Below are 25,260 nucleotides of genomic sequence, written 5' to 3'. Positions count from 1 at the left end.
GCAAATAATTTTGTTGGTTTATAAATTGGAAGGAGAGAAATATTGAAAAGAGCGAAAGAGATTTTAAAAAGTTTTTACGGATATAGTGAGTTTAGAAAAGGACAAGAGGAAATAATAAATGAGATTATAAGTGGAAATGATGTTGTAGCTATAATGCCAACTGGTGGAGGAAAATCAATTTGTTATCAAATTCCTGCATTGATTTTAGAGGGGGTTACAGTTGTAATTTCACCACTTATTTCTCTTATGAAAGACCAAGTTGATGCCATAAATAGCATGGGAATAGAGTCAGCATATATAAATTCAACTCTTAGTAATGAAGAGATAAATAATATATTTCAAAGTGTTAAAGATGGACATATAAAAATATTATATGTAGCACCTGAAAGACTTGAATCTATGGAGTTTTTAAATTTAGTTTCTAATATAGATATTTCACAGGTGGCTGTTGATGAGGCTCATTGCGTTTCTCAATGGGGGCATGATTTTAGAAGTAGTTATAAATTTATTGGAAGGTTTATAAATCTTTTAAGAAAAAGACCTGTAGTTTCAGCCTTTACAGCAACTGCAACAGAGGAAGTTAGAAAAGATATTGTAAAATTACTTGAGCTTAATAATCCAAAGGTTTTTGTTTCTGGATTTGATAGGGATAATTTAAAAATAATAATAGAAAAGGGAGTTAACAAGGCTCACTATATATTAGATTATTTAAAAGAAAATAAGGATGTTTCTGGAATTATTTATTGTGCTACTAGAAAAGAGGTAGATTCCTTATGTGAGCTTATAAATTCAAGAGGAATAGGATGCACAAAATATCATGCTGGACTTTCAGATGAGGAAAGAAAGAAAAATCAAGAGGATTTTGTTTTCGATAAGGTAAGTGTAATGGTTGCTACTAATGCCTTTGGAATGGGTATAGATAAGCCAAATATAAGATATGTAATTCACAATAATATGCCTAAAAACATAGAGGGATATTATCAGGAAATAGGAAGAGCGGGAAGAGATGGAGAGAAATCAGAGTGTATTCTTATTTTTTCACCAGGAGATGTTCAGACACAGAAATATATAATAGAAACTGGAACCTTAAATCCTGAAAGAAAGATAAATGAATTAAGTAAGTTACAAACAATGATGGATTTAGTTTATTCTAATGGATGTTATAGAAGATTTATACTTAATTATTTTGGAGAAGACTTAGAGGAAGACTGTCATAATTGTAGCAATTGTGAAATGGAAGGAGAATTAGTTGATAAAACAATAGATGCTCAAAAAGTTATTTCCTGTGTTTATAGGATGAAAAGACCCTTTGGAATAGGAGTAATAATAGATGTTTTAAGGGCCTCAAAAAATAAGAAGATAATTGAATTAGGCTTAGATCAGCTAAGTACTTATGGAATAATGAAGGATTATTCTAAAGAAGGGCTTAAGGACTTTATAAACACTCTAATTTCGCATAGATATATAGATTATATAGGGGAGTACCCTGTAGTTAGACTTAATCAAAGTTCCATAGATATTCTTAAGGGTAATGAAAAAGTTATGTTTAAGGAAAAGATAAAAGCTAAGAGAGTATCTAAAAATAATGAATTGTTTGATTTATTAAGAAGCTTAAGAAGAGAAATTGCTTTAGAAGAAGGGGTGCCTCCATATATAGTATTTGGTGATAATACACTTAAAGAGATGAGTGTAAGAATACCAGTAAATGAGAGCCAACTTTCAGAAATAAGTGGTGTTGGTGAAAAGAAAATACTTAAGTATGGAGAGCAGTTCTTAAATGTAATAAAGGAATATGTTAAAGTGAACAATATTGAGGTTCAATGGGAATCTGGATTAAAAATTAATAAGGATGAGCTAGAAGAAAAGTTTAAAAAAGGTAATGGTAAAGATGGAAAGAAAAAGTCTTTTGAAATTACTATAGATATGCTTAGAGAAGGGGATAAGTTTCATACTATTGCAAAGGAAAGAGAACTTTCTATTACTACAGTGCTTTCTCATATTCAGCAATATTTAGAAGAGGGAAATAAAATAGACTTTGAAATAGATTTTGATTCCTTATTTTCAAAAAGAGAAGAAGAATTGGTTTTAGATGCCATAGATAAGGTTGGGTATAGCAAGTTAAAACCTATTAAGGAAAATCTAGAAGAGGATGTTTCCTATGAAAAAATAAGGTTTATAGTTACTAAATTAACTATAAATAATTTAAGAAAAGAATAATGTTAATTTAGGTTTGTGATGAAAAGTAAGGAGGACTATGTCAAGAGTGACATAGTCCTTATTTAAATATATAAAAAGAATACAACAATGTTTTTATATCCACCTAAGAGTGCAAAGACTTTTTCATGGAGTTTTTTATTTAATATTAGTAAGAATAAATTACTAGGATATATGAATAATAATTTTCAAATAATAAGTAATAAGTATTTTGTATAAAATGAGGTGAAAGTATGGAAATAAGAAATAATAAGGGATATGGAAAACTTAAAACTGTAATAGTGTGTTATCCTTGTAATTTTAAAGTTAAGGGGAAGGTACAAATAAATTATCCTTTAATGTATGAACAATACAATAATTTTATAAATTTAATTAGCGGAGAAGGGGTTAAAGTTCAACTTTTAGAACCTATATATGGGGAGAATCAAGTTTTTACAAGGGATGTAGGTTTTGTTATAGGGGATACATTGTTTATTTCTAGTATGAGCAACAAAGAGAGAATAGAAGAAACTAAAGCCTTAGAAAAGTATATAAAAAATCATAACTTAAAAGTATATAGAATGGAAAATAAAATAGAAGGTGGAGATGTAATAGTATATGAAAATTACATCTTTGTAGGATTAAGCAAAAGAACTAGCTTAGAAGCGATTAAGGAACTAAAAGAATATATAAATGAATATAATATGGGATATGAAATTATAGAAATAAATTTTAATAAGGAAAAGATGCTTCATCTAGATTGTGTTTTTAATATATTAGGTAAGAATCAATGTATAATTAGTGATTATTTATATGATAAAGATAAAATTAAAAAGAGAATAAAAACTTGTTATAACATTGATAAAAAGACATCTGAAGAACTAGGAGCTAATATAGTAGCCTTAGGTGATGGGAGAATATTAACTTCAAATAAAACAGTGTTTCATATATTAAAAAAGGCTGATTTTGAAGTGTTTTATTTGGATTATTCAGAGATTTTAAAAGCTGGTGGAGGATTTACATGTAGTACTTTATATTTTTATATTGAATAATTTTTACTGAGATTTATTTCTTATTAAGAATCATGTTATTATGATATAGTGTTTTTATCTAATGATTTCTTTAGTCATTTAGATAAATTTTTTTAAATAAAATATATGAATTAGGGGGAGATTTTTTGTTTGGACTTTCACCAATGTATTTTGGAGTCTATTTCTTTGTTACAGCTTTGATTATATTAGGAGTAACTTTATTTCTAAAAAAGAAGCTAGTGGGTAAAGATAGAGAATTTTATAAGGTATTATTAGTTTTATGTATTCCAATAATAGTTCAAAACTTTATATCAACTTCTGTAAATGTAATTGATACAGTTATGATAAGTAGTTTAGGTGAGGAATCTATAGCAGCTGTTGGCGTGGCTAATCAGGTGTTTTTCTTATTTAATATGGGATTAATAGGATTAACAGGAGCTACAGGACTTTTCATATCTCAATTTTATGGGAGTAATGATAGAAAAAGTATAAAGAAAGTTATGGGACTAAGTACTATTTTATGTGTGGGATTTAGTTTTATTTTCTTTGTTTTAGCATTTTTCTTTCCAGAGCTTATAATAGGAATCTTTTCTACTGACCCAAAAGTAGTTGAACTTTGTAAAAATTATTTAGTTGTTATTGCTATTTCATATCCTTTAACAGCCTTGAGCATGGTAATAAGTGCAGGGGCTAGGGCTGTGAGAAATCCTAAACTAGGAATGTTTTGTAGTGGAGCTTCTCTTATTATAAATATTATATTTAATTATTGCTTAATATTTGGAATAGGTATATTCCCAGAGTTAGGTGTTAAGGGAGCAGCTATCTCTACTGTATTTGCTAGAATAATAGAATGTTTATTATTAGTTGGATATGTTATTTTAAAAGATAAAGATTATATTATTAAGTTTAATATAAATGATATTAGAGGAATAAATAAAGACTTTTTCAAAGTTTATATGTCTAAGGGAATGCCTATATTTATAAATGACTTTGCTTGGGCTATTGGATCGGTTTCATACTCTGTAGCTTATGCAATGGTTGGTACATCAGCAATAGCAGCAAGTCAGATTGCAACTAGCACAGCTAATCTATTTATAATGTTAGCTATGTGTATAGCTACTGGAGCAGCTATTATGCTTGGAAATGAGCTTGGTGCAGATAATACTGATAGAGCTATAGATTATTCTAATAAGTTTTCTAAGATAGTTTTTGTTGTAGGAAGTATTTTAGGAGGAATGTTAATATTAAGTATTCCAATATTACTTAAAGTTTATAGTACATCTTCAACTATGGCTGGAGATTTAAGCAAAATTTTTGTAATAATGGGAGTTCTAATGGGCTTAAAATCATTTAATATTCTAGTGATTGTAGGAATATTAAGAAGTGGAGGAGATACAAAGTATGCCTTTGCACTAGAATTTGGCTGTATGTGGCTTGTATCAATACCATTAACATTCTTTGGAGCAATAAATGGCTTTCCAATATATATGTTAGTATTATTTACTTATTCAGAAGAAATAGTTAAAGCCATCTTTGGATTGCCTAGAGTTTTATCAAAGGTTTGGGTAGTTAATTTAACTAAAGATATAGAAATAAGTGGATAATAATATTTAAAAAATAGAAAGTATATTAATTTAGTTAAGAGGTTACATTCATATTAAGTGAGTGTAACCTTTTTATTTTAGGATATATTTATTAGTAATATTAATATTTTCTCCTTGACTCTAACATTGTGTTAGGGAGTAATATAAATTCCAGGAGGTGGTTATATGTATAGAGTTAAGGAAGTTTCAGAATTAACAGGAATATCAGTTAGAATGCTACATCATTATGATAAAATAGGACTTTTAAGACCTACAGCTATAAGTGAATCTGGATATAGATTATATAATGACAATGATCTAAAGCTTATTCAACAGATATTAATTTACCGTGAATTAGATTTTTCTTTAAAAGAAATAAAAGAGATTTTAAGTAATGAAAATTTAGACTTAAAGGAAACTTTAAGGACACAAAAACAATTCATAATAGATAAGAGAAATAGATTAAATAAAATAGTTGAGACCATAGAAAACACAATTAAAGATATGGAAGGGGAATTTATAATGAACAAAAAAGGGATGTTTGAAGGATTTGATATAGAAAAACACAATAAACTTTATGAGGAAGAAGTAGAAAATAAGTATGGAAAAAGTGATGCTTATAAGGAGTCAAAGGAAAAAACAAGTAAATATTCAAAAGAAGACTGGAATAATATAATGGGAGAAATAGATGATTTATATAAAAATTTAGCAGAACTCATGGATAGAGAGGTTTCAGATGAAGAGGTTCAGAGTTTAGTTCATCAGTGGAGAATGCTTATAAGTAAAAATTTCTACCAATGTAGTATTGAGATATTTAAAGGGCTTGCAGATATGTATATTTATGATGAAAGGTTTACTAAGAATATAGATAAATATGGAGAAGGATTTACTAACTTTTTAAGTGAGGCAATGAATTATTATTGCAATGAAAATTAATGTTTATTTTAAACAAACAAAAACAAAACTTAAAATAATTAATATTTATATTAAAAAAATCAATATATAAATTAATAAAATTAATTTATATATTGATTTTTATTAATTTAAGATAGTATAATGTATATAAAAGGAGGTGTTTTTTTGAGATACGTAAGACCAAGCAAATGTCCAGTGTGTAATAGTGAACTAAAAATAGTTAAATTAGAATGTGAAAAATGCAAAACTAAAATTGAAGGTGAATTTAAGGGCTGTGATTTTTGTAATTTAACTCCAGAAGAGCAATATTTTCTAAAGATATTTGTTAAGTGCAAAGGAAGTATAAAAGAAATAGAAAAAGAACTAGATATATCCTATCCAACTGTAAAGAGTAGATTAAATCAATTAATAACAGCTTTAGGGTTTGAAGATAAAGAATTAGAAGATGAAAAAAAGGATAAAAAAAGGGAGAGAGAGATTATACTTGGAAAGCTAGATAGAGGAGAAATAACATCTAGTGAAGCTTTAAAGGAATTAGAGAAATTAAAATAAAGGGGGAGAATTTTTATGGATGAAAAGAAAAAAATATTAGAGATGATAAGTGAAGGTAAGATTAGTCCAGAAGAGGGAATGAAATTATTAAATGCCTTAGGGGAAAATAAAGAAGAGTTTGTTATAAAGAAAAAGATATACAAAACACTTAAAGTTAAAGTTGAAGTTGAAAATGAGGAAGTAAAAGTTAATTTAAGTATTCCTCTAAGTTTAATAAAGGTTGCTAGTGGATTTACTAAATTTATACCAGAAGATGCTATGAATAATATTGAAAAAGGTGGAGTTAATTTAAAGGATATTGACTTTAAAAAAGTAATTGAAGAAATTGAAAATGGTGAATTAGATGATCCAACTATCTGTGATGTTGATATAAACAATAAAGATGATGGAAAAGTTATAGTAAAAATTTATGTTGACTAAGAAAAATTTTGTTTATATAAAAATAACTTTACCTAGTATTAACTGGTTAAGAATTAGCCTTCCTATTGCTGTGATTAATCTTATCTTAAATGATATTATAGATTTATTAAGTTTTCTAAAGTGGATATTTAGATTAAGAAAATTAGAAAATTATATTAATTATCTATATGGTGGTTTAGAAGCATTAAAGGAATTTAGAGCGTGTGAAGAAAGTGAAATTCTTGATTTAAGTTTAGGAAAAGAAAATATAAGTATAAAGATTAAACTAGTATAGGAGGAAAAATGAAGAGGATAATTAGTAATTTTTTTATTAATCTAGTAGTGGTATTGATATTAATTTACCTTTTTAATCTTGGAGAAGCAAAAAGTGTGCTAAATATAGTTCTATTTTCAGCAATTTTTACTATACTAGGGTTTACTTTAAGACCGATTCTTCAAATTATATCTTTGCCAATTACAGTTCTTACTTTTGGAATATTTCTTTTTCTAGTAAATGCATTTATAGTATATATAGCCGATATATTTACTATTGGATTTAATATATCTGGATTTTTAAATAATCTAATAGTGTCAATAGTATTATTTATAGTAAGTTTTATAGTTAATAAGTATAGATTAAAAATTAAAATTGAAAAAATTAATAAAACAGTATAAAAAAGAAGAACCCATTTATATTTTGATAAATAGTTATTATCTAAATATAAATGGGTTCTTTTACTTTATTATGGTTAATTTAAGTCTACACAAATATTTTCTAACTCTTCTTTATTAAGAATTTTTATTTCATTTTTATCTTTTAAAATTATTCCCTTTTCAACTAATTTATTTAAAACTCTGTTTAAGTGACGATAGCTTGTACCTAATAAATCAGCTAAATTTGAATAATTATCAATCATAATTATATTATTACTATTCATTGCTAAAAGATAACTAGCAAGTTTGGTTTCAAGTGGATAGGTAATAGTTATGGAGCTTGTTACAGAGCATTTTGCAAGTTTGTTTGAAAGGTTTTTAGTTATGTACATAAGAAAATTAAGGTCTTTAAGAGCTATTGAATTTACAGCTTGTATAGGAATAGCTATACAAAGACTAGATTTTAATGCTTTAACATTACAGTTTGCCTTTATCTTAGATATTAATTCTAAATCACCTATTAATTGGACAGGTTCATAAAATTCCAAAAGTAAAGACTTTCCGTTAGGTAAGGTTTTGTATACTTTTGCTTTGCCATGAACAAAAAAGTAAAGGTAATTAAGTTCTTCATTCATAAAGCATATATGCTCATTTTTTTTAAACATATGAAGTTCTAAAAAGGGCATAATTTCTTGTGAAAATATGGAATTAAGTTCGTATTTATTTATTACTTCAAGTAGCTTTTCTTCATTTTTTACTAATAACAATGGCTTACCTCCTATAAAAGCAAATATTATAAGACATATGTCATAACTATACCTATAGTATACATGATAAAATGAATTTGTTAATAGATGTATATGTAAAATGTTTACTGAATTAACAATAAAATTGCCTTAATACTTTAAATTCTATAAAAGAGTGGTGAGCAAATTCATGCTAACCACTCTTTATTTTTTTATAATAGATTTTGTTTTGGAGAAGTATTTATTAAAAGTAAAAAATTAATATTAATGTTTAAATGAGATGGCTTTTAAAAGTTTTCTTATTATAATAATATGAAAAATATGGAGATTTATTCTGAATTATCTGAAAATTAAGAAAATAATCAAGGATAATAATTATTATAAAAAAAGAATTTGACATATAAATGATAGAGAATTAAAATATTATTATGCGAACTTATGTTTGGTTTGAGGGGGTAATATGTTGAATTTACTTAAATAACTTTAGAGAAATCTTAGTGTACTTTCTTAGATAATACACGAATTTTAGAGACATAATAATATATGAAGTTATTTAGATTTTCGTAATCTTATTACTATAAACCAAAGGTTTATAAGATATAAAGGTAGTTTTAAGAATAATGAGTTATGTAAAGAAATATAAAACTCAATATTTATAAGAGGTATAGTAATATAAAGTACAAGGGATATATTACTAAATATTTATAATCTATATATTAAGCACAAATTATAGAGAGATATTAAGTGGGATAGACAGATTTTAAAGGAAATATAAATTTTAAAAATATAAAAGAAGGGAGAAGCTACTACTCAAAATATTTAAAAGTAAGAAGTTAAAACATAATTTTTGAAGTAGTGAAAATATAACTTTTTATTAAAGAGAGATTCATATAATAAGTTATTATATGGAGAATATGATTTCTTAATATGGATATTTTGAGATAGAGTTAAAGTAGCAGAGTTTTATGAAGGATAAGATAATAGTAAAAGGTGCAAAAGTACATAATTTAAAAAATGTAAGTTTAGAAATTCCTAGAGATAAGCTTATTGTTTTTACTGGACTTTCAGGTTCAGGTAAAAGTTCTCTAGCTTTCGATACAATCTATGCAGAAGGACAAAGAAGATATGTAGAATCTTTATCATCTTATGCAAGACAATTCTTAGGACAGATGGATAAGCCAGATGTTGAGTCCATAGAAGGACTTTCACCTGCTATATCTATTGACCAAAAGACAACTTCTAGGAATCCAAGATCAACTGTAGGTACAGTAACAGAGATATATGATTATTTAAGATTATTATATGCAAGAGTGGGGGTTCCACATTGTCCTAAGTGTGGAAAAGAAATCACTCAGCAATCTGTGGATCAAATAGTAGATCAAATTATGGAATTGCCAGAGAGAAGTAAAATAATGATCTTGGCTCCAATAATAAGAGGAAGAAAAGGGACTCATGAAAAAGTTCTTGAAAATATAAAGAAGCAAGGTTTTGTTAGGGCTAGAATAGATGGAGAAATTTATGATTTAACAGAAGATGAGATAAAACTTGAAAAAAATATAAAGCATAATATAGAAGCTGTAGTTGACAGAATAATTGTTAAGGACGGAATAGAAGGTAGATTAACAGACTCTATAGAAACATCTCTTAAAATGGCTGAAGGATTAGTTTTAGTTAAGATAATAGGGGAGGAAGATAGACTTTATAGTGAACATTTTGCTTGTGCTGACTGTGGTATAAGCATAGATGAACTTGCACCAAGAATGTTCTCATTTAACTCACCCTTTGGAAAATGTGAAAGATGTGATGGATTAGGAACTTTAATGGAGATTGATGAGGATTTAGTGGTTCCTAATAAGGATTTAAGTATAAGAGGAGGAGCTATTTCTACTTGGGGAGACTCAAGAATGAAGGAAGAATCTTGGACTTATTGCGTCCTTAAAGCTTTAATGGAAAAGTACAACTTTGATTTAGACACTCCATATAAGGATTTACCTAAGAAGGTTCAAGAGGTTTTAATGTATGGAGAGCCAGAAAAATTAAAGGTTACATATACAAAAGAAAATGTAACGGCTGTATATAATCATTCCTTTGAGGGGGAAATAAACAATTTAAGAAGAAGATATATGGAAACTAACTCAGATACCATGAAGGCTGAAATAGAAAAATATATGAGTGATAATCCATGTCCTAAATGTAAGGGTGCAAGGCTTAAGCCAGAAGCTTTAGCCGTTACAGTGGGAGGAAAAAATATATTTGAATTCACAAGCATGGCTATAAGAGAAGAGTTAGATTTTATAAACTCAATAAATTTCTCAGAAAAAGATAAGATAATAAGTAGTCAAATTATAAAGGAAATTCAATCTAGATTAAGTTTCTTAATAAATGTTGGCTTAGATTACTTAGACTTAGCTAGAAAAGCAGGAACTTTATCTGGGGGAGAAGCTCAGAGAATAAGACTGGCTACTCAAATAGGTTCTCAACTTATGGGAGTATTATATATCTTAGATGAGCCTTCAATAGGTCTGCATCAAAGAGATAATGATAGACTTATATCCACATTAAAACAACTTAGAGATGTGGGAAATACCCTTATAGTAGTAGAACATGATGAAGATACTATGAGAGAAGCAGATTACATAGTTGATATAGGGCCAGGAGCTGGAGAACATGGTGGAAAGATAGTTGCCTCAGGAACTTTAGATGAAATAATGTCAAATGAAAATTCCTTAACTGGTAAGTATTTAACTGGGGCTAAAAAGGTTGAGCTTCCAGAGGAAAGAAGAAAAGGCAATGGAAATTTCATAACAGTTAAGGGTGCTAAGGAAAATAATTTAAAAAATGTTACTGCTAAATTTCCTTTAGGAACCTTAACTATGGTTACTGGAGTTTCAGGATCAGGAAAGAGTACTTTAGTTAATGAAATTCTTTATAAAGGATTAAATAAAATCGTAAATAAAGCTAAGGATTTACCAGGAAAGTTTAAAGAAATAACAGGATATGAAAATATTGATAAGATTATTGATATAGATCAAAGTCCTATAGGAAGAACTCCAAGAAGTAACCCAGCTACCTATACTGGAACCTTTGATATAATAAGAGAGCTTTTCTCCCAAACTCAAGAAGCTAAAATGAGAGGATATAAACCAGGAAGATTTTCTTTCAATGTAAAGGGTGGAAGATGTGAAGCTTGTAGTGGAGATGGAATAATAAAGATAGAAATGCAGTTTTTATCTGATGTTTATGTTCCATGTGAAGTTTGTAAGGGAAAAAGATATAATAGAGAGACCTTAGAAGTTAAATATAAGGGGAAAAATATAGCTGATGTATTAAACATGACTGTTGAGGAGGCTTTAGAGTTCTTTGAAAATATTCCAAGAATAAAAAATAAGCTTCAAACCTTAATGGACGTTGGTTTAGGATATATAAGATTAGGTCAACCTTCAACTCAATTATCAGGTGGAGAAGCTCAAAGAATTAAATTAGCCTATGAATTATCTAAGAGAAGTACAGGAAAAACCTTATATATCTTAGATGAACCTACAACAGGCCTTCATATACACGATGTAAATAGACTTGTAAAAATACTTCAAAGATTAGTTGATGGAGGAAATACAGTAATAGTAATAGAGCATAATTTAGATATGATTAAATGTGCAGATTATATAGTTGATTTAGGTCCAGAAGGCGGAGATAAAGGTGGAACTATTATTGCCACAGGAACTCCTGAGAAAATAGCTGAGGCTAAGGAATCCTATACAGGTAAATATTTAAAGAAATATCTTTAATAAAGGAATATAATTTTAAAAAGTAAATATATTATTTAAGAATAGATTAATTTAAATAGCTACCAGAATTTATGGCTATAAATTCTGATAGCTATATTTTATTCATAGATATTATATTAATTTAGTAAGTTAATGGTTATAAAATTAAAATAATGTTAGAAAAATATAAAAAGAAGTAAAATAAAAATATAAAGATCATAATTTTCCCTTTTTTAGATGATATAATAATTAGGGATTTTAATTATGATTATGAAATTGTAATCTTTTATTGTATAATCAAGTTATTAAATAAAGTAAAATATAAAAGAAATATAAAATATGTAGAGGTGAAGTGATGTTTTCGAAACTAATGACATGGGTTTTTGGAATAATATTTATAGTAATACTATATTCCATAATTTATTATGCATTAAAAATAATGTATAAAGATGTTAAAGGCGGGAAAAAGAAGAAAGCCCCTGGAAAGAAAGCACATGGATTAGAAGTCTTAAAGACAATCTCTAATGGAACTCTAGGCATTGGCTCGGTTATACCAGTGACGAGTACTATATCTATTGGGCGAAGAGAAGATAATTCAATTGTGCTAAATGATCAGTTTGTATCATCATATCATGCTAAAATTTATGTTAAAAACAATGATTTTTATTTAGAAGATTTAGCAAGTACAAATGGTACATTTATAAATGACTCAAAAGTAGAGGGAAGAGTGAGATTAAAAGTAAATGATCAAATAAGAATGGGAAGCACCGTATTTAAGGTTATAGGATAAAAGAGGTGATAAGATGAATACTACTTTAAAGTATGAAAAAAGGATGTTGCTATTAGTCTATCTTTTATGCTTAGCCTTATTTACTAATATAGCTGTTAAGCAAACTCCTATAGACAAAATGGCTTTTATAATAGCAGGTATATTAATAATTATTATTGGGTTTTCACATTTTATAATAAGAAAGTTTTATCCTGATGGGGATAAATATATGCTTATTTTTGCATCGGTTTTAGCTGTAGTTGGAATAGCAGTTCTTTATAGATTAGATCCTAAATTAGCAATTAAGCAATTAGTTTGGTTTAGTTTGGGAATAGCCCTTTATATGGGAATTGTAATAGTTATGCCAGATTTAAAAAGTTTTGCTAAGTATAAGTATATTTATATGGGTGGTACTTTAATTTTTATGGCTATGGCTATGATTATTGGTAAAACTGTAAATGGTTCAAAAAACTGGGTTTATATAGGTAGCTTTGGTTTTCAACCTTCTGAAATAGGTAAAATATTTTTAATACTTTATTTAGCATCTGCTTTAATGAAGTATGAAAAGAAAGATAATATAAAATATGAATTTAAACAACTTTTAGAGCCTGCATTAGTTGTAATGTACTCTTTAGGATTTATGGTTTTACAAAAAGACTTAGGATCAGCTCTTATGTTCTTCTTTGTATCTATAACTATGCTTTACATAGCTACTTGTAATTGGAAGTATGTTGGTACTGGATTAGTATTATTTTCACTAGGTGGAACAGTAAGTTATTTCTTGTTTAGCCATGTTAAAAAAAGAGTAATGATTTGGAAAGATGTTTGGAAATATGCTAGCAATGAAAGTTATCAGATAGTTCAAGGATTTTATGCCATGTCTTTAGGTGGAATGTTTGGGACAGGGCTTTATAATGGTTATCCTAAATTAGTACCTTTTGCATCTACGGATTTCATATTTACATTAATAGCACAAGAGTTAGGTCTTGTTTTTGGTATAGGATTACTATTATTATATTTCTTATTATTCTATAGAGGAATAAGAGCGGCATTAAATACAGATGATCCATTTTCACAATTAAATGCTGTTGGATTTAGTACACTTATAGTTGCTCAAGTTTTAGTAATTATAGGAGGAGTATTTGCAGTAATTCCATTAACGGGTATAACTTTACCTTTAGTTAGTTATGGTGGAACATCTATGCTTACAGTGTTCATCGCCTTAGGAATACTTCAGAAAATTTCAGAGGAGGGACTAAGATAGATGGCAAAGAAAAAAGATTTATCAGGAAGTATAAAAAAAGTTATGTTTGTCTATTTAGTGCTATTAGTAGGGCTTATAAGTTATATAGCTTACTTCCAATTAATACAAGTTCCAAAGATAGCTGAGATGGATAGCAACTCTGCTGTTATGGCTGCTCAGAACGAGGTCATAAGAGGAGAAATAAAAGATAGAGATGGAAATGTTCTAGCTAAAAGTACTAAAAGTGGTGATTTAACTCAAAAAAGAGAATATCCTTATGGAGAAATATATTCTCATCCAATTGGATATGCTAGTGGAATATATGGAAATGCAGGATTAGAAGGAGCATATTCAAAAGAGTTAACTACTTATGAAAATGTATCATTAAAAGCTTTCTTAAAATCATTTAACTTGAAAAAAGATTTTAAAGAAAGAAATGAAAGTGATAAAAAAGTAGGAAATAGTATTGTAACAACTTTAGATACTGATTTACAGAAGGCAGCCTATGCAGCCTTAGGAGCTAATAGAGGGGCTGTAGTTGCCTTAGATCCTAAGACTGGAGCGGTGTTAGCCAGTGTTTCAAAGCCAGGATTTAATCCTAATAACATGAAAGAAACATATGAAATTGCTAATAACCCTAATGGAAATCCTAAGGATGCCATATTAGTTGATAGAGCTTTAAATGGTCAATATCCTCCAGGATCTACATTTAAGGTTGTAACTTTAACATCTGCTTTAGAAAATCTTCCAGGGGTAACTGAAAGAACTTTTAATGATACTGGTTCTATAAATGTTGGTACAAAAGATTTACCAAATGAAAATGGAAATGCTTATGGAAATATAAGCTTAAGAAAAGCTTTATCAGTTTCAAGTAACGTAATATTTGGAGGAATTCTTGGAGAAGAGCTTGGAAACAAAAAACTAAGAGAGACAGCAGAAAAGTATGGATTTAATAAAGATTTATATTTAGGAAATCTTAAAGCTTATTCTGGAAGTTTCCCAGATAGAAAAACTGTTGACAAAGGACTTATAGCTTATGATGCTATAGGTCAAGGGGAAGTTTTATCAAGTCCTATTGAAATGGCAATGGTTGCAGCAACAGTAGCTAATAATGGGGTTAGAATGGAACCTTATATAGTTAGTAAAGTTGTGGATAAAGATGGGGATACTGTAAAAGAGTTTAGCTCAACTAAAAAAGATACAGTTATGAGTAAAGAACAAGCTCAAATCATAAATGAATATATGCAAGGCGTTGCAAAAGATAGAATAAATGATAACTGGGGATATTTTAAAGGAATGAATGTGGCAGCTAAGACTGGTACAGCACAGGTTCCTGATGGAAATTCTCATGCATGGTTAATAGCTTTTGCTCCAGCTGATGATCCTAAAATAGCTGTTGCAACAATAGTTGAAAATGGTGGCTCAGGTTCAAAGGTGGCGGCCCCTGTTACAGCTAGGGTAATGCAAGCATATTTTAATAAATAATTATAGAATATAACTAAATACTTAATAAAAAAATAATCGCCCTAATATTACTATGAGAAATAGTATGTTAGGGCGTATTAATTTATAGTGATTTTACATAAATGTTATTTAATTTATAAAAATAAGTTTTATAATAAAAGATGCGAGGTGATAATGATGTTTGATTTTCAACACCAATTAAAGATATTGCCTGATAAACCAGGAGTTTATATAATGAAAAATTCTCTTGGAGAAGTTATTTATGTAGGAAAAGCAAAGGTATTGAAAAATAGAGTAAGGCAATATTTTCAAAACTCTAAGAATCACTCTGAAAAAGTTAGAGCTATGGTTAAGAATATAGCTGAATTTGAGTACATAGTTACTGATTCTGAAATGGAAGCATTAATTTTAGAATGTAATCTTATCAAGAAATACAGTCCAAGATATAACATAGCCTTAAAGGATGATAAGTTTTATCCCTTTATAAAAATAACCACTAATGAGGATTTTCCAAGGGTTTATGTTACAAGGAATTTTGCTAAGGATGGAAATAGATATTTTGGACCATATACCAATGGTACAGCCGTTTATGAGGTTATGGGGCTTATAAAGAAGTTATTCCCATTAAGAACCTGTAAAAAGGCCATTGTGGAAGGTGGAGAGCCTACGAGAGCATGTTTAAATTATCATATTAACCTTTGTAAAGCTCCTTGTGCTGGCTATATATCTAAGGCTGAGTACTGGGAAATGATAGATGAAATTATAAACATTTTAAATGGTACAGACACATCCATAATAAAAAAATTAAAATTAGAGATGGAAAAAGCTGCAGAAGAATTAGAGTTTGAAAAAGCAGCTAAAATTAGAGATAGAATTTTGGCCATAGAATTGATTAGCGAAAAACAAAAAATGTTTACTGTAAAAGAGGGCGATGAGGATTTTATAGACTTATATACTGATGAAAAAGATGGATGTGCTCAAGTTTTCTTTGTTAGAGAGGGAAAAGTTACAGGCAGAGAGCACTTTATGATTGAAAATATTAGTGATGATCCAGTTAAAGAGGTAATAAGTTCCTTTATAGCATCCTTTTATGGAGGAACTGCACAAATACCTAAGACTATCTATGTGCCAGAGGAAATAGAGGATCAAGAGCTTATAGAAAAGTTTCTTACAGAAAAAAGAGGATCTAAGGTTTGGATAAAAGTCCCTAAGAAGGGGGATAAAAAGAATCTTTTAGATATGGTTAGAAATAATGCTAAGATAATGCTTGATCAATTTAAAGAAAAAATGGTTGAGGAAAAAGAGTTAAATAAGTCTGCCTTAACTGAACTGGCAGATGTTTTAGGATTAGATTCTTTGCCTGCTAGAATAGAGGCTTATGATATATCCAATATACAGGGTGTAGACTCAGTAGGAACCATGGTAGTCTTTGAAAATGGAAAAGCAAAAAATTCAGATTATAGGAGATTTAAGATAAAAAGTGTTAAAGGTCCTAATGATTATGAAAGTATGAGAGAAATATTAAGCAGAAGATTTTCTCATGGATTAGAGGAAGTAAATAAAATAAAAGAGAGAAATTTAGAATACTCAAAGGGAAAGTTTTGTATTTTCCCAGACTTGATAATGATGGATGGGGGAAAAGGGCAAGTAAACATAGCCTTAGAGGTTCTAAAGGACTTTGGTATAGAAATTCCTGTCTGTGGCCTTGTTAAAGACCATAAACATAGAACTAGAGGAATTATATTCAATAACGAAGAAATCCTCATTAGAAGGGGTTCAGGCCTTATGAATCTAATAACTAGAGTTCAGGATGAGGTTCATAGATATGCCATAACATATCATAGGAGTTTAAGAGATAAAAGAACCTTACATTCCATATTAGAAGATATACCTAGAATTGGGGAAAAGAGAAGAAGAAATCTTCTTATGAAGTTTGGAAGTATAGATAATATTAAAAAGGCATCTATGGAAGAATTATTAGATACACCAGGGATAGACAAAAGAGCAGCAGAGAGTATAAAACAATATTTTTCAAGTTAATTTTATTAACAGAAATTGACTTAGGATAATATATATAATATTATGGCATAGGAAAATAAAAAAATTTGTACTAAATATTGAAAATATGTCAAGAATTAATTTATACTATTAAATTAGGATATTAAATTTAAAATTGAGGAGTTTGGGTATGAATCAATACATGGAGTTTTATAAATTATTAGGTGAATTTTATAATGAAGAAGATATTACTGTGGATTCTCCAATGAGCGAACATATTTATTTTAGAGTAGGAGGACCAGCAGATATACTAGTAACTCCTGTTAATGAAGAACAAGTAGTTAATACTTTAAAACTTTGTAGGGAATATAATGTACCTTATTTTATATTAGGTAACGGTTCTAATATTTTAGTTAAAGATGGTGGCATTTCTGGAGTTGTAATTAAATTTAACAAGTTAAACAAGATCACAACAGAGGGAAATTGCGTAACAGCTCAGAGTGGAGCTTTATTAAAAGATGTATCAAAGGCTGCTTTAGAAAATAATTTAAGAGGCTTTGAATTTGCATGTGGAATACCAGGAAGCATAGGAGGCGCAGTATTTATGAATGCTGGAGCTTATGATGGAGAAATGGCACATGTAATAAAATCAGCTAGAGTAATTGATGAAAATTGTAATATTAAAAATTTAACTAAAGAGGAATTAGAACTTGGTTACAGAAGTTCAATAGTTATGAAAAAGGGATATGTAGTTATAGAGGCTACAGTTGAACTAGAAAGCGGAGAGTATGCTAGTATAAAAGATAAGATTGATGATCTTACAAACAGAAGAGAGAGTAAGCAACCTTTAGAATATCCATCAGCAGGTAGTACATTTAAAAGACCAGAAGGATATTTTGCTGGAAAACTTATTCAAGATTCAGGATTAAAAGGTTTCTCAATTGGAGGAGCTGCTGTTTCAGAAAAGCATTCAGGTTTTGTAATAAACAAAGGTGGAGCTACAGCTAAGGATGTCTTAGATGTTATAGCTCATGTTCAAAAAACAGTTAAAGAAAATTTTGATGTTGAACTTCATACTGAAGTTAGAATAATTGGTAGAGATTAGTAAGAAGGAGTATGCATGTGCATACTCTTTTTTTAGCCGTATCATAATATAAAAATTCTTTACTTAGAAAATAGAAAAATATATAAAATTAGAGGTTTATAAAATAAGTAATAATTGACTTATTTTATGTTATAATCTATTTAAGAAATTAGTTTGTTTGCTTTAATTACTAAGTGATTAAAGCATTTCTTATGTTTTGAAGTTATTAAACAGATTATAGATTTATAGGAGATGATAATATGAGATTTGTAATAGTTACTGGACTTTCAGGGGCTGGAAAAACAGAAGCAACAAGAAGTTTAGAAGATTTAGGATACTTTTGCGTAGATAACTTACCTCCAAAGTTAATACCTAAGTTTGCAGAGGCCTGTGTTCAAAGTGAAGGTAAAATAGATAAAATAGCATTAGTAATAGATATAAGAGGCGGAATATTCTTTGATGATTTATTTGAAAGTATAGAGTATTTAAAAGCTAATGATTTTAATTACGAAATTTTATTCTTAGAGGCTTCTGATGAGGTTTTAGTTAAGAGATTTAAAGAAACAAGAAGAAGTCATCCGCTTTCACCAGATGGAAGAATAATAACTGGTATAAGTGAAGAAAGAATGAGACTTAGAGAACTTAAGGATAGAGCTGATAATATAATAGACACTTCAAATTATCCTATAAGAAATTTAAGAGAAAAAATAAATCTTTTATATGGAGATGGTAAGCCAGTTGAGCAAAATCTTTCAATAACTGTTTTATCCTTTGGATTTAAGTATGGTATTCCATCAGATTCAGATTTAGTTTTTGATGTTAGATTTATACCAAATCCATTTTATATTCCAGAGTTAAAGCCATTTTCAGGGGAAGATGAACCAGTTAAAAATTATGTTCTTGCTCAAGAAGAAACAAAAGGATTTTTATCAAGACTTTCAGATATGGCAGAATTCTTAATCCCTAATTATATAAAAGAAGGAAAGAGACAACTTATTATCTCTATTGGATGTACAGGGGGAAGACATAGATCAGTAGCCATAGCTAATGCTTTATATAAAGACCTTCTATGTAAGAACTTCCATGTTACCTTAGAGCATAGAGATATTAATGAGGATATAAATAGGGGAGATAGAAAACTATGATGATGAAAAAAATGCTTAAGCCTGGTATCAGAGTTAAAAGATACATTTTTTTGGCTTTAGCATCTATAATTACAATGGCTGTTGCCATTGCAAAGTTAATTGATGAGAGGCATTTAACCACCATTCATGATAAAGCTGTATTTATAATACTAATAATTTTTTCTGGGTTAGTAGGATATAAATCAATAGTTTGGTGCGTGAAGTCAGTGGTTTCATTAGTTAATAAAGGATATATAAATTTATCTATTGAAGAAGATGATTTAGAAGACCTAATAGAAGATGATAGACTTTTAATTAAAGGGCCAAAGATTGTTGTTATAGGTGGGGGGACAGGCCTTTCCACCATGCTTAGAGGATTAAAACACTATACATCTAATGTAACGGCTATAGTAACAGTTGGAGATGATGGGGGCGGATCTGGTATTTTAAGAGAAGACTTAGGAATACTGCCACCTGGAGATATAAGAAACTGTATTTTAGCCTTAGCTAATACTGAGCCTTTGATGAACGAATTATTGCAATATAGATTTAATGATGGTAGACTAAAGGGCCAAAGTTTTGGTAATTTATTTTTAGCGGCTATGGATGGAATATCTGAAAATTTTGAGGATGCTGTCCAAAAAATGAGTTCTGTACTTGCCGTTAAGGGTGAAGTTTTACCTGTAACTTTAGAAAATATGGTTTTAGAAGCAGAACTTATGAATGGACATAGGGTAAGAGGGGAATCTCTAATAGGAGAGGAAGTAATAGACCAAAGTAGTCCAATAAAAAAATTAAAGATAATACCAGAGGATGCTAAGGCTTTAGATAGGGCTTTAGAGGCTATAGAAGATGCTGATGCTATAGTTTTAGGACCAGGAAGTTTATATACTAGTGTATTACCTAATCTTTTGGTAAAAGATATAAGTAAAGCTATAAAGAAAAGTAAAGCATTTAAAATATATAATTGCAATATAATGACTCAACCAGGTGAGACTGATGGATTTAAGGTATCTGACCATGTTCAAGTTATATTAGATCATTGTGGAAAAGATATGGTAGACTGTATAATTGCAAACTCTAAAGATATTTCAGAAGAATTAAAAGAAAAGTATTTAGATAAAAATTCTGAGCTTGTAGAACTTGATATTAATAAGCTTAAAAAGATGGGACTATGTGTTGTTGATGGAGATTTAACTAAGGTTAAAGGGGATTATATAAGACATAATTCTGATTATTTAGCACAACTTCTCATTGAAACAGTAATGGAAAAGCATTTATTATATGATAGAAAGAAAATTTTAGAGTATATATATTTATCACAAAGAATTAAGAAAAGAGAAGGTTCAAATAGGAAGGAGTAGCCATGTCATTTTCAGCAAAAGTAAAGGGAGAAATATGTAGATATATTGATATATCAAAAGAGGAAGCTCTTGCTCAAATATCAGCTATCATGAAAGTATGCGGTACACTTGCTTTTAGTGGTAGACAAATAAGCTTCAAAATGACAACAGAAAATCCTGCATCTGCAAGATTGATGTTTACTATATTAAAGGATTACTTCGACATACATGCAAAGCTTATGGTTAAAAAAAGTAATTCCTTAAAGAAAAATAATATTTATATGGTTGTTGTAACTGAAGAAATGGGAGTAAAAAAATTACTTGAAATAACAGGTATATTAAGAGAGATAGATGGAATAATGTCACTAGACTATCATATAGATGAGAATTTAGTTGATACAGAAGAAAAGAAAAAAGCTTATATTAGAGGAGCCTTCATTGGTGGAGGAAGTATAAGTAATCCAGAAAAAACTTACCATTTAGAGTTTGTTACTCACTCTCAAGAATATGCAGAGGATCTAGGAAAGCTAATTAATACTTTTGGTTTAAAAGCTAAGGTGATACAAAGAAAAAATAGTTATATAGTTTATATAAAAGAGGGAGAGCAAATAGTAGATTTATTAAATATAATAGGAGCTCACACTGCACTTTTAGAACTTGAAAACATTAGAATCATGAAAGAGATGAGGAATAATGTAAATAGACTTGTAAACTGTGAAACTGCAAACCTTAGTAAGACTGTAAATGCAGCGGTTAGACAGGTTGAGAGTATAAAGCTTATAGAAAGAGAAATAGGTCTTGCAAGGCTTCCTAAGAATTTAAGAGAAGTTGCAGAGCTTAGATTAACTTATCCTGAGGAATCCTTAAAGGAGCTTGGTGAAATGCTTGAACCACCAGTTGGAAAATCAGGAGTAAATCATAGATTAAGAAAAATTGAAAAAATAGCTGAAGAGCTTAGAACAGGCAACTTCTAGCAGAGTTTTTAAAATCTTTTAAGTAATTATTTTAACAGCGAATATTAAATTTGCTGTTAAAAAACTTAAAAGTTTTTTTATGCAAAAAAATACCTACCAAATTGAATAATATTAATTTGTTTTTATGGGGAAGATAATTTTGAAAAAATATTATTTTAAGTGGAGGTATTAATATGGCAAGAAATTTTAAAAAGACAATTTGGCTTTTAGTAGGAGTAATGATCTTTGGAATTATAGGTATGGTTGGATGTACAAAGAAGACTAATGAAATGACAGAGAACTCAGGACTATCAGCAACTACTCCAGCAGAATATAAAACAATGCTAGAAGAAAAAATAAAAACTTATATTGGTGATGTAAATTTAGGTACAGAATATGATTTTTCAAAGGTAACAGAGGATACTAAGCAAGCAACTTATGAAGAATATGAAAAATATTATAAAAACCTAGATACTGAACTTACAAATCTAAAAAATGAACTTAACAGCAAAGTTTCTCCATCAGATGGAAAAGTTAATGATGCAAATAGAAAGATAGTTGAAAGCATAGATAATTTAAAAATGTCTATAAGCACTGTTAAAAGTGATTTAGACGCTAACAGAAATAAAATATTAGCAATGCCTAAAGATGAGTTTATTGGTGCAATGAAAGACATTGAAAAATCTGCATATGATGCTAGAGTTAAAGTTCAAGAATCTATAGATTCAGCAAAAAATAGTTTTAAATAAGAAATTAAGCCTATATTAAAATTTTATTTTTAATATAGGCTTAATTTAGTTTAAATTTTAATTTAGCTAACTATTTAAATTGATTAATTTTAAGAAATTAATTTAAGTAAAGTTCTAGTATAAATCAATTAATATGGTAATTTAGATATGTTTGTATAAAAAGATTATTTTTCCTTGAGAGGTTAATAATTAGAATTAATACAATAAAGTTTTCTTAGTGTATTTCTCTTTAATATGGTAAAATTAATATATTACACTTAATTTAAAACATAATTTTTAAGTGTTTACTTTAATAAAAAAATAGAGATTATTTTTAAGATTTAAACTTAAAAAATAGCATTTTATATATGATTAAAAATATTTTATAGAAACAATATTAGATGAAAGGATGTGAAGGAAATGGAGGATAAGAAGTTTTGTCACTTGCATCTACACTCTGGGTATAGTTTGCTTGATGGTTCTGGAAAAATAAAGCCACTTATTAAAAGGGCAAAGGAACTTGGAATGGAAAGTATAGCATTAACTGACCATGGTGTTATGTATGGATGTGTTGACTTATATAAAGAAGCTAAGGCAGAAGGAATAAAACCTATCTTAGGATGTGAAGTTTATGTTGTGCCTAAGTCTAGAAAGATAAAGAGCAATGATGAAGATAATAAAACATATCACTTAGTTCTTCTTGTTAAGAATGAAAAGGGATATGAGAACCTTATGAAAATTGTTTCTGTAGCATCTATTGAAGGCTTTTATTATAAACCAAGAATTGATAGAGAATATTTAAAAGAACATTCAGAGGGAATAATAGCCCTAAGTGCTTGTCTTGGAGGAGAAGTTCAAAAAGCTATTTTAAATGGAAATATAGATAAAGCGAGAGAAGCTGCAATATTCTATAGAGATACATTTAAGGATGGATTTTACTTAGAACTTCAAAACCATGGAATAGAAGAGCAAAAAAAGGTTAATGAGGTAAATATACAGTTAGCTAAAGAACTTAATATTCCTTTAGTTGCAACTAATGATGTTCACTATATAAATCAGGAAGATTCAAAGGCACATGACATACTTATGTGCATACAAACTGGAAAAACTGTGGATGATCCAAATAGAAGAAGATACCCTTCTGATCAATTCTATTTAAAATCACCAGAGGAAATGTGGGATATGTTTGATTACGTTCCAGAAGCTTTAGAAAACACATTAAAGATTGCAGAAGAATGTAATTTTGATTATGAATTCCATGTTTCAAAGCTTCCAAAGTTCCCACTTCCAGAAGGGGTAGAGCCTTTTGAATATCTAAGAAAGACTTGCTTTGATGGTCTTATAGATAGATTAGAAGAACTTAAGCCTCTTAAGGAAAAGGGAATATATGATATAGATAAGGTTTATGAAATTGGTGAGAATAATGAAAAAGTAAAAGAAGATATAGAAAGGCTTGAATATGAGCTTGGAGTAATCAAGCAAATGGGATATGTTGATTACTTCTTAATAGTGTGGGATTTCATTAAGTATGCCAATGATAATGGGATACCAACTGGTCCAGGAAGAGGATCAGCAGCTGGAGCCTTAGTTGCCTATACCTTAGGAATAACAAAAATAGACCCTATGAAATACAGCTTACTCTTCGAGCGTAAATTAAGATGCGCTGTTTAAATCGGGTGAATTGCTGGGAAGCTAAGTCGAAAGATATGCCAATCAGCAGCCGAGTCTAGGAATAGCAGAAAAGTACTAGAAAGGTTCAGAGACTAGAAAAGTGAGTAGCTAAGCAATAATCTTTTCCACGAGTGCCCGACATATTGAATATAAATATATTTAGCAAACCAAAATATAAGTAAGACTTTTATTTTGGAGGAATCTATGCATAAGTATATATGTGAAAAGTGTTCAAAAGAATTTTTAACTAGAAAAAAAGGGCAAAGGTTTTGTTCAAAAAGTTGTGCAAATTCACACAATACAACTTTAAGAAAAATTGAAGATTTAAGTATATTTGATAAAGGTATAAATGAAATTAGTGCTTATATATTAGGCTTAATAATTTCAGATGGATGTTTAAGTTATGATAAACATTGTAAAAGATTCAAAATAACAATAACATCAACAGACTTAGAGATAATTAAGTTTTTAAATAAGAGCTATTGCTTAAATAAAAAGATATATGAATATAAGAGTAAAAAATTCAAAGATGCAAAAATAAGCTATAGTTTTATAACCACAAATAAATATGATGTTGAGTTTATACAGAAAATAGGTATTACTGAAAGAAAAAGTAAAGATGTATTTTTGTTGAATGTAGAAGAAAGCTTTATTGGTGATTTTATACGAGGAATATTTGATGGTGATGGAAGTGTGTATATAAATACAACAAAGAATAAACTGTCTAATGGAGATATTAAGGAGTATAAATATTTAAATGTTAGTATATCTACAGGATCAATAAACATGGCTAAGCAATTATCAAATTTATTAAATCAAAAAAGTATAAAAGCAAAAATAGTTAAAGATTCTAGAAAGTTTCATGAGTGTTGGTATGTTAAAATATACGAAAAGAATTCGATTTTGAATTTATATAAGTTAATGTATACCGATGCTAAATTATATATGCATAGGAAAAAGAATGTATTCAATATGATGATATAGTCCAAACTGAAGTAGAAATGACTACTTGATTAAAATGAAGGAAACTTCCAGAGTACAAGATA

The 25,260-nt window shown here is 28.8% G+C and carries 20 protein-coding genes and 1 pseudogene; 20 read left to right on the top strand and 1 reads right to left on the bottom strand.

All coding sequences use genetic code 11. The annotated features are described in order from the left end of the window. Window positions 1-42: 42 nt before the first annotated feature. From recQ to I6G60_RS14705, 8 genes are all read left to right on the top strand, one after another. Complete coding sequence (gene recQ, locus I6G60_RS14740) at window positions 43-2,217, top strand: DNA helicase RecQ (protein ID WP_011590145.1); 2,175 nt, start codon at window positions 43-45, stop codon at window positions 2,215-2,217. A gap of 230 nt (window positions 2,218-2,447) precedes the next feature. Continuing rightward, window positions 2,448-3,245: a dimethylarginine dimethylaminohydrolase family protein gene (locus I6G60_RS14735; protein ID WP_011590146.1), complete on the top strand. Its 798-nt coding sequence runs from the start codon at window positions 2,448-2,450 to the stop codon at window positions 3,243-3,245. A gap of 125 nt (window positions 3,246-3,370) precedes the next feature. Continuing rightward, window positions 3,371-4,828, top strand: a complete 1,458-nt coding sequence (locus tag I6G60_RS14730; RefSeq protein ID WP_041702578.1) for an MATE family efflux transporter — start codon at window positions 3,371-3,373, stop codon at window positions 4,826-4,828. Between the two features lie 165 nt (window positions 4,829-4,993). Beyond that, window positions 4,994-5,743, top strand: coding sequence for a MerR family transcriptional regulator (locus I6G60_RS14725; RefSeq protein ID WP_003457974.1), 750 nt, complete (start codon window positions 4,994-4,996; stop codon window positions 5,741-5,743). Window positions 5,744-5,887: 144 nt separating this feature from the next. After that, window positions 5,888-6,274 carry a DUF2089 domain-containing protein gene (locus I6G60_RS14720; RefSeq protein WP_003458031.1) on the top strand — a complete coding sequence of 129 codons (387 nt, stop codon included), beginning with the start codon at window positions 5,888-5,890 and terminating at the stop codon, window positions 6,272-6,274. Between the two features lie 15 nt (window positions 6,275-6,289). Beyond that, entirely contained in the window at window positions 6,290-6,694 is a 405-nt protein-coding gene (locus I6G60_RS14715; protein WP_003458015.1) for an SHOCT-like domain-containing protein, read from the top strand. Beyond that, window positions 6,684-6,968 (top strand): hypothetical protein, encoded by a 285-nt coding sequence (locus tag I6G60_RS14710; protein ID WP_003479024.1) that lies wholly within the window; start codon window positions 6,684-6,686, stop codon window positions 6,966-6,968. Before I6G60_RS14715 ends, I6G60_RS14710 begins: the two co-directional genes overlap by 11 nt. Before the next feature lie 8 nt (window positions 6,969-6,976). After that, the gene (locus tag I6G60_RS14705) at window positions 6,977-7,348 is read left to right on the top strand and encodes a phage holin family protein (protein ID WP_003458048.1); all 372 of its coding nucleotides are present in this window, start codon (window positions 6,977-6,979) and stop codon (window positions 7,346-7,348) included. Window positions 7,349-7,422: 74 nt separating this feature from the next. Here the strand turns inward: I6G60_RS14705 and I6G60_RS14700 are convergent, their stop codons facing one another. Further along, window positions 7,423-8,094 (bottom strand): cyclic nucleotide-binding domain-containing protein, encoded by a 672-nt coding sequence (locus I6G60_RS14700; protein WP_003458068.1) that lies wholly within the window; start codon window positions 8,092-8,094, stop codon window positions 7,423-7,425. Between the two features lie 944 nt (window positions 8,095-9,038). Between I6G60_RS14700 and uvrA the strand changes: the two genes are divergently transcribed. The 12 genes and pseudogenes from uvrA to I6G60_RS14640 all read left to right on the top strand — a co-directional run bounded on the left by uvrA (window position 9,039) and on the right by I6G60_RS14640 (window position 25,198). Further along, window positions 9,039-11,858 carry an excinuclease ABC subunit UvrA gene (uvrA, locus tag I6G60_RS14695; protein ID WP_111744012.1) on the top strand — a complete coding sequence of 940 codons (2,820 nt, stop codon included), beginning with the start codon at window positions 9,039-9,041 and terminating at the stop codon, window positions 11,856-11,858. 334 nt (window positions 11,859-12,192) lie between these two features. Then, window positions 12,193-12,627 carry an FHA domain-containing protein gene (locus I6G60_RS14690; protein ID WP_003473867.1) on the top strand — a complete coding sequence of 145 codons (435 nt, stop codon included), beginning with the start codon at window positions 12,193-12,195 and terminating at the stop codon, window positions 12,625-12,627. Between the two features lie 13 nt (window positions 12,628-12,640). Then, entirely contained in the window at window positions 12,641-13,870 is a 1,230-nt protein-coding gene (locus tag I6G60_RS14685; protein WP_003457997.1) for an FtsW/RodA/SpoVE family cell cycle protein, read from the top strand. Further along, the gene (locus I6G60_RS14680; protein WP_003452191.1) at window positions 13,871-15,334 is read left to right on the top strand and encodes a peptidoglycan D,D-transpeptidase FtsI family protein; all 1,464 of its coding nucleotides are present in this window, start codon (window positions 13,871-13,873) and stop codon (window positions 15,332-15,334) included. It abuts the gene before it with no gap. Window positions 15,335-15,490: 156 nt separating this feature from the next. Then, the gene (gene uvrC / locus I6G60_RS14675) at window positions 15,491-17,353 is read left to right on the top strand and encodes an excinuclease ABC subunit UvrC (RefSeq protein ID WP_003458095.1); all 1,863 of its coding nucleotides are present in this window, start codon (window positions 15,491-15,493) and stop codon (window positions 17,351-17,353) included. Window positions 17,354-17,501: 148 nt separating this feature from the next. Continuing rightward, window positions 17,502-18,416, top strand: a complete 915-nt coding sequence (gene murB, locus I6G60_RS14670; protein WP_003457971.1) for a UDP-N-acetylmuramate dehydrogenase — start codon at window positions 17,502-17,504, stop codon at window positions 18,414-18,416. 239 nt (window positions 18,417-18,655) lie between these two features. Beyond that, on the top strand, window positions 18,656-19,540 hold the full coding sequence (rapZ, locus tag I6G60_RS14665; RefSeq protein ID WP_003457961.1) for an RNase adapter RapZ: 885 nt from the start codon (window positions 18,656-18,658) through the stop codon (window positions 19,538-19,540). Next, window positions 19,537-20,883, top strand: coding sequence for a gluconeogenesis factor YvcK family protein (locus tag I6G60_RS14660; protein ID WP_003458089.1), 1,347 nt, complete (start codon window positions 19,537-19,539; stop codon window positions 20,881-20,883). The genes rapZ and I6G60_RS14660 overlap by 4 nt, the downstream gene beginning before the upstream one ends. Window positions 20,884-20,885: 2 nt before the next feature. Next, window positions 20,886-21,836: a DNA-binding protein WhiA gene (whiA, locus tag I6G60_RS14655; protein ID WP_003457993.1), complete on the top strand. Its 951-nt coding sequence runs from the start codon at window positions 20,886-20,888 to the stop codon at window positions 21,834-21,836. A 173-nt stretch (window positions 21,837-22,009) separates the two neighbouring features. Continuing rightward, window positions 22,010-22,564: a hypothetical protein gene (locus I6G60_RS14650; RefSeq protein WP_011590150.1), complete on the top strand. Its 555-nt coding sequence runs from the start codon at window positions 22,010-22,012 to the stop codon at window positions 22,562-22,564. Between the two features lie 399 nt (window positions 22,565-22,963). Beyond that, window positions 22,964-24,199 (top strand): annotated as a pseudogene (gene dnaE / locus I6G60_RS14645) (DNA polymerase III subunit alpha); the annotation flags it as partial. Window positions 24,200-24,418: 219 nt separating this feature from the next. Next, on the top strand, window positions 24,419-25,198 hold the full coding sequence (locus I6G60_RS14640; protein WP_004457554.1) for an LAGLIDADG family homing endonuclease: 780 nt from the start codon (window positions 24,419-24,421) through the stop codon (window positions 25,196-25,198). Window positions 25,199-25,260: the final 62 nt, after the last annotated feature.

The sequence above is a fragment of the Clostridium perfringens genome, assembly GCF_016027375.1.
Lineage (GTDB): Bacteria > Bacillota > Clostridia > Clostridiales > Clostridiaceae > Sarcina > Sarcina perfringens.
The sequence above is the reverse complement of the archived record's forward strand: the minus strand, read 5'-3'. Positions and strand labels throughout refer to the sequence as shown.

Bases quoted from the DNA above. Each gene is read 5' to 3' on its own strand.
- murB (WP_003457971.1), top strand. From the start codon at position 17,502: ATGAATCAATACATGGAGTTTTATAAATTATTAGGTGAATTTTATAAT.
- whiA (WP_003457993.1), top strand. From the start codon at position 20,886: ATGTCATTTTCAGCAAAAGTAAAGGGAGAAATATGTAGATATATTGAT.
- I6G60_RS14710 (WP_003479024.1), top strand. From the start codon at position 6,684: ATGTTGACTAAGAAAAATTTTGTTTATATAAAAATAACTTTACCTAGT.
- I6G60_RS14725 (WP_003457974.1), top strand. From the start codon at position 4,994: ATGTATAGAGTTAAGGAAGTTTCAGAATTAACAGGAATATCAGTTAGA.
- I6G60_RS14640 (WP_004457554.1), top strand. From the start codon at position 24,419: ATGCATAAGTATATATGTGAAAAGTGTTCAAAAGAATTTTTAACTAGA.
- I6G60_RS14715 (WP_003458015.1), top strand. From the start codon at position 6,290: ATGGATGAAAAGAAAAAAATATTAGAGATGATAAGTGAAGGTAAGATT.
- I6G60_RS14685 (WP_003457997.1), top strand. From the start codon at position 12,641: ATGAATACTACTTTAAAGTATGAAAAAAGGATGTTGCTATTAGTCTAT.
- I6G60_RS14680 (WP_003452191.1), top strand. From the start codon at position 13,871: ATGGCAAAGAAAAAAGATTTATCAGGAAGTATAAAAAAAGTTATGTTT.
- I6G60_RS14660 (WP_003458089.1), top strand. From the start codon at position 19,537: ATGATGATGAAAAAAATGCTTAAGCCTGGTATCAGAGTTAAAAGATAC.
- I6G60_RS14705 (WP_003458048.1), top strand. From the start codon at position 6,977: ATGAAGAGGATAATTAGTAATTTTTTTATTAATCTAGTAGTGGTATTG.
- I6G60_RS14650 (WP_011590150.1), top strand. From the start codon at position 22,010: ATGGCAAGAAATTTTAAAAAGACAATTTGGCTTTTAGTAGGAGTAATG.
- I6G60_RS14690 (WP_003473867.1), top strand. From the start codon at position 12,193: ATGTTTTCGAAACTAATGACATGGGTTTTTGGAATAATATTTATAGTA.
- uvrA (WP_111744012.1), top strand. From the start codon at position 9,039: ATGAAGGATAAGATAATAGTAAAAGGTGCAAAAGTACATAATTTAAAA.
- I6G60_RS14735 (WP_011590146.1), top strand. From the start codon at position 2,448: ATGGAAATAAGAAATAATAAGGGATATGGAAAACTTAAAACTGTAATA.
- uvrC (WP_003458095.1), top strand. From the start codon at position 15,491: ATGTTTGATTTTCAACACCAATTAAAGATATTGCCTGATAAACCAGGA.
- rapZ (WP_003457961.1), top strand. From the start codon at position 18,656: ATGAGATTTGTAATAGTTACTGGACTTTCAGGGGCTGGAAAAACAGAA.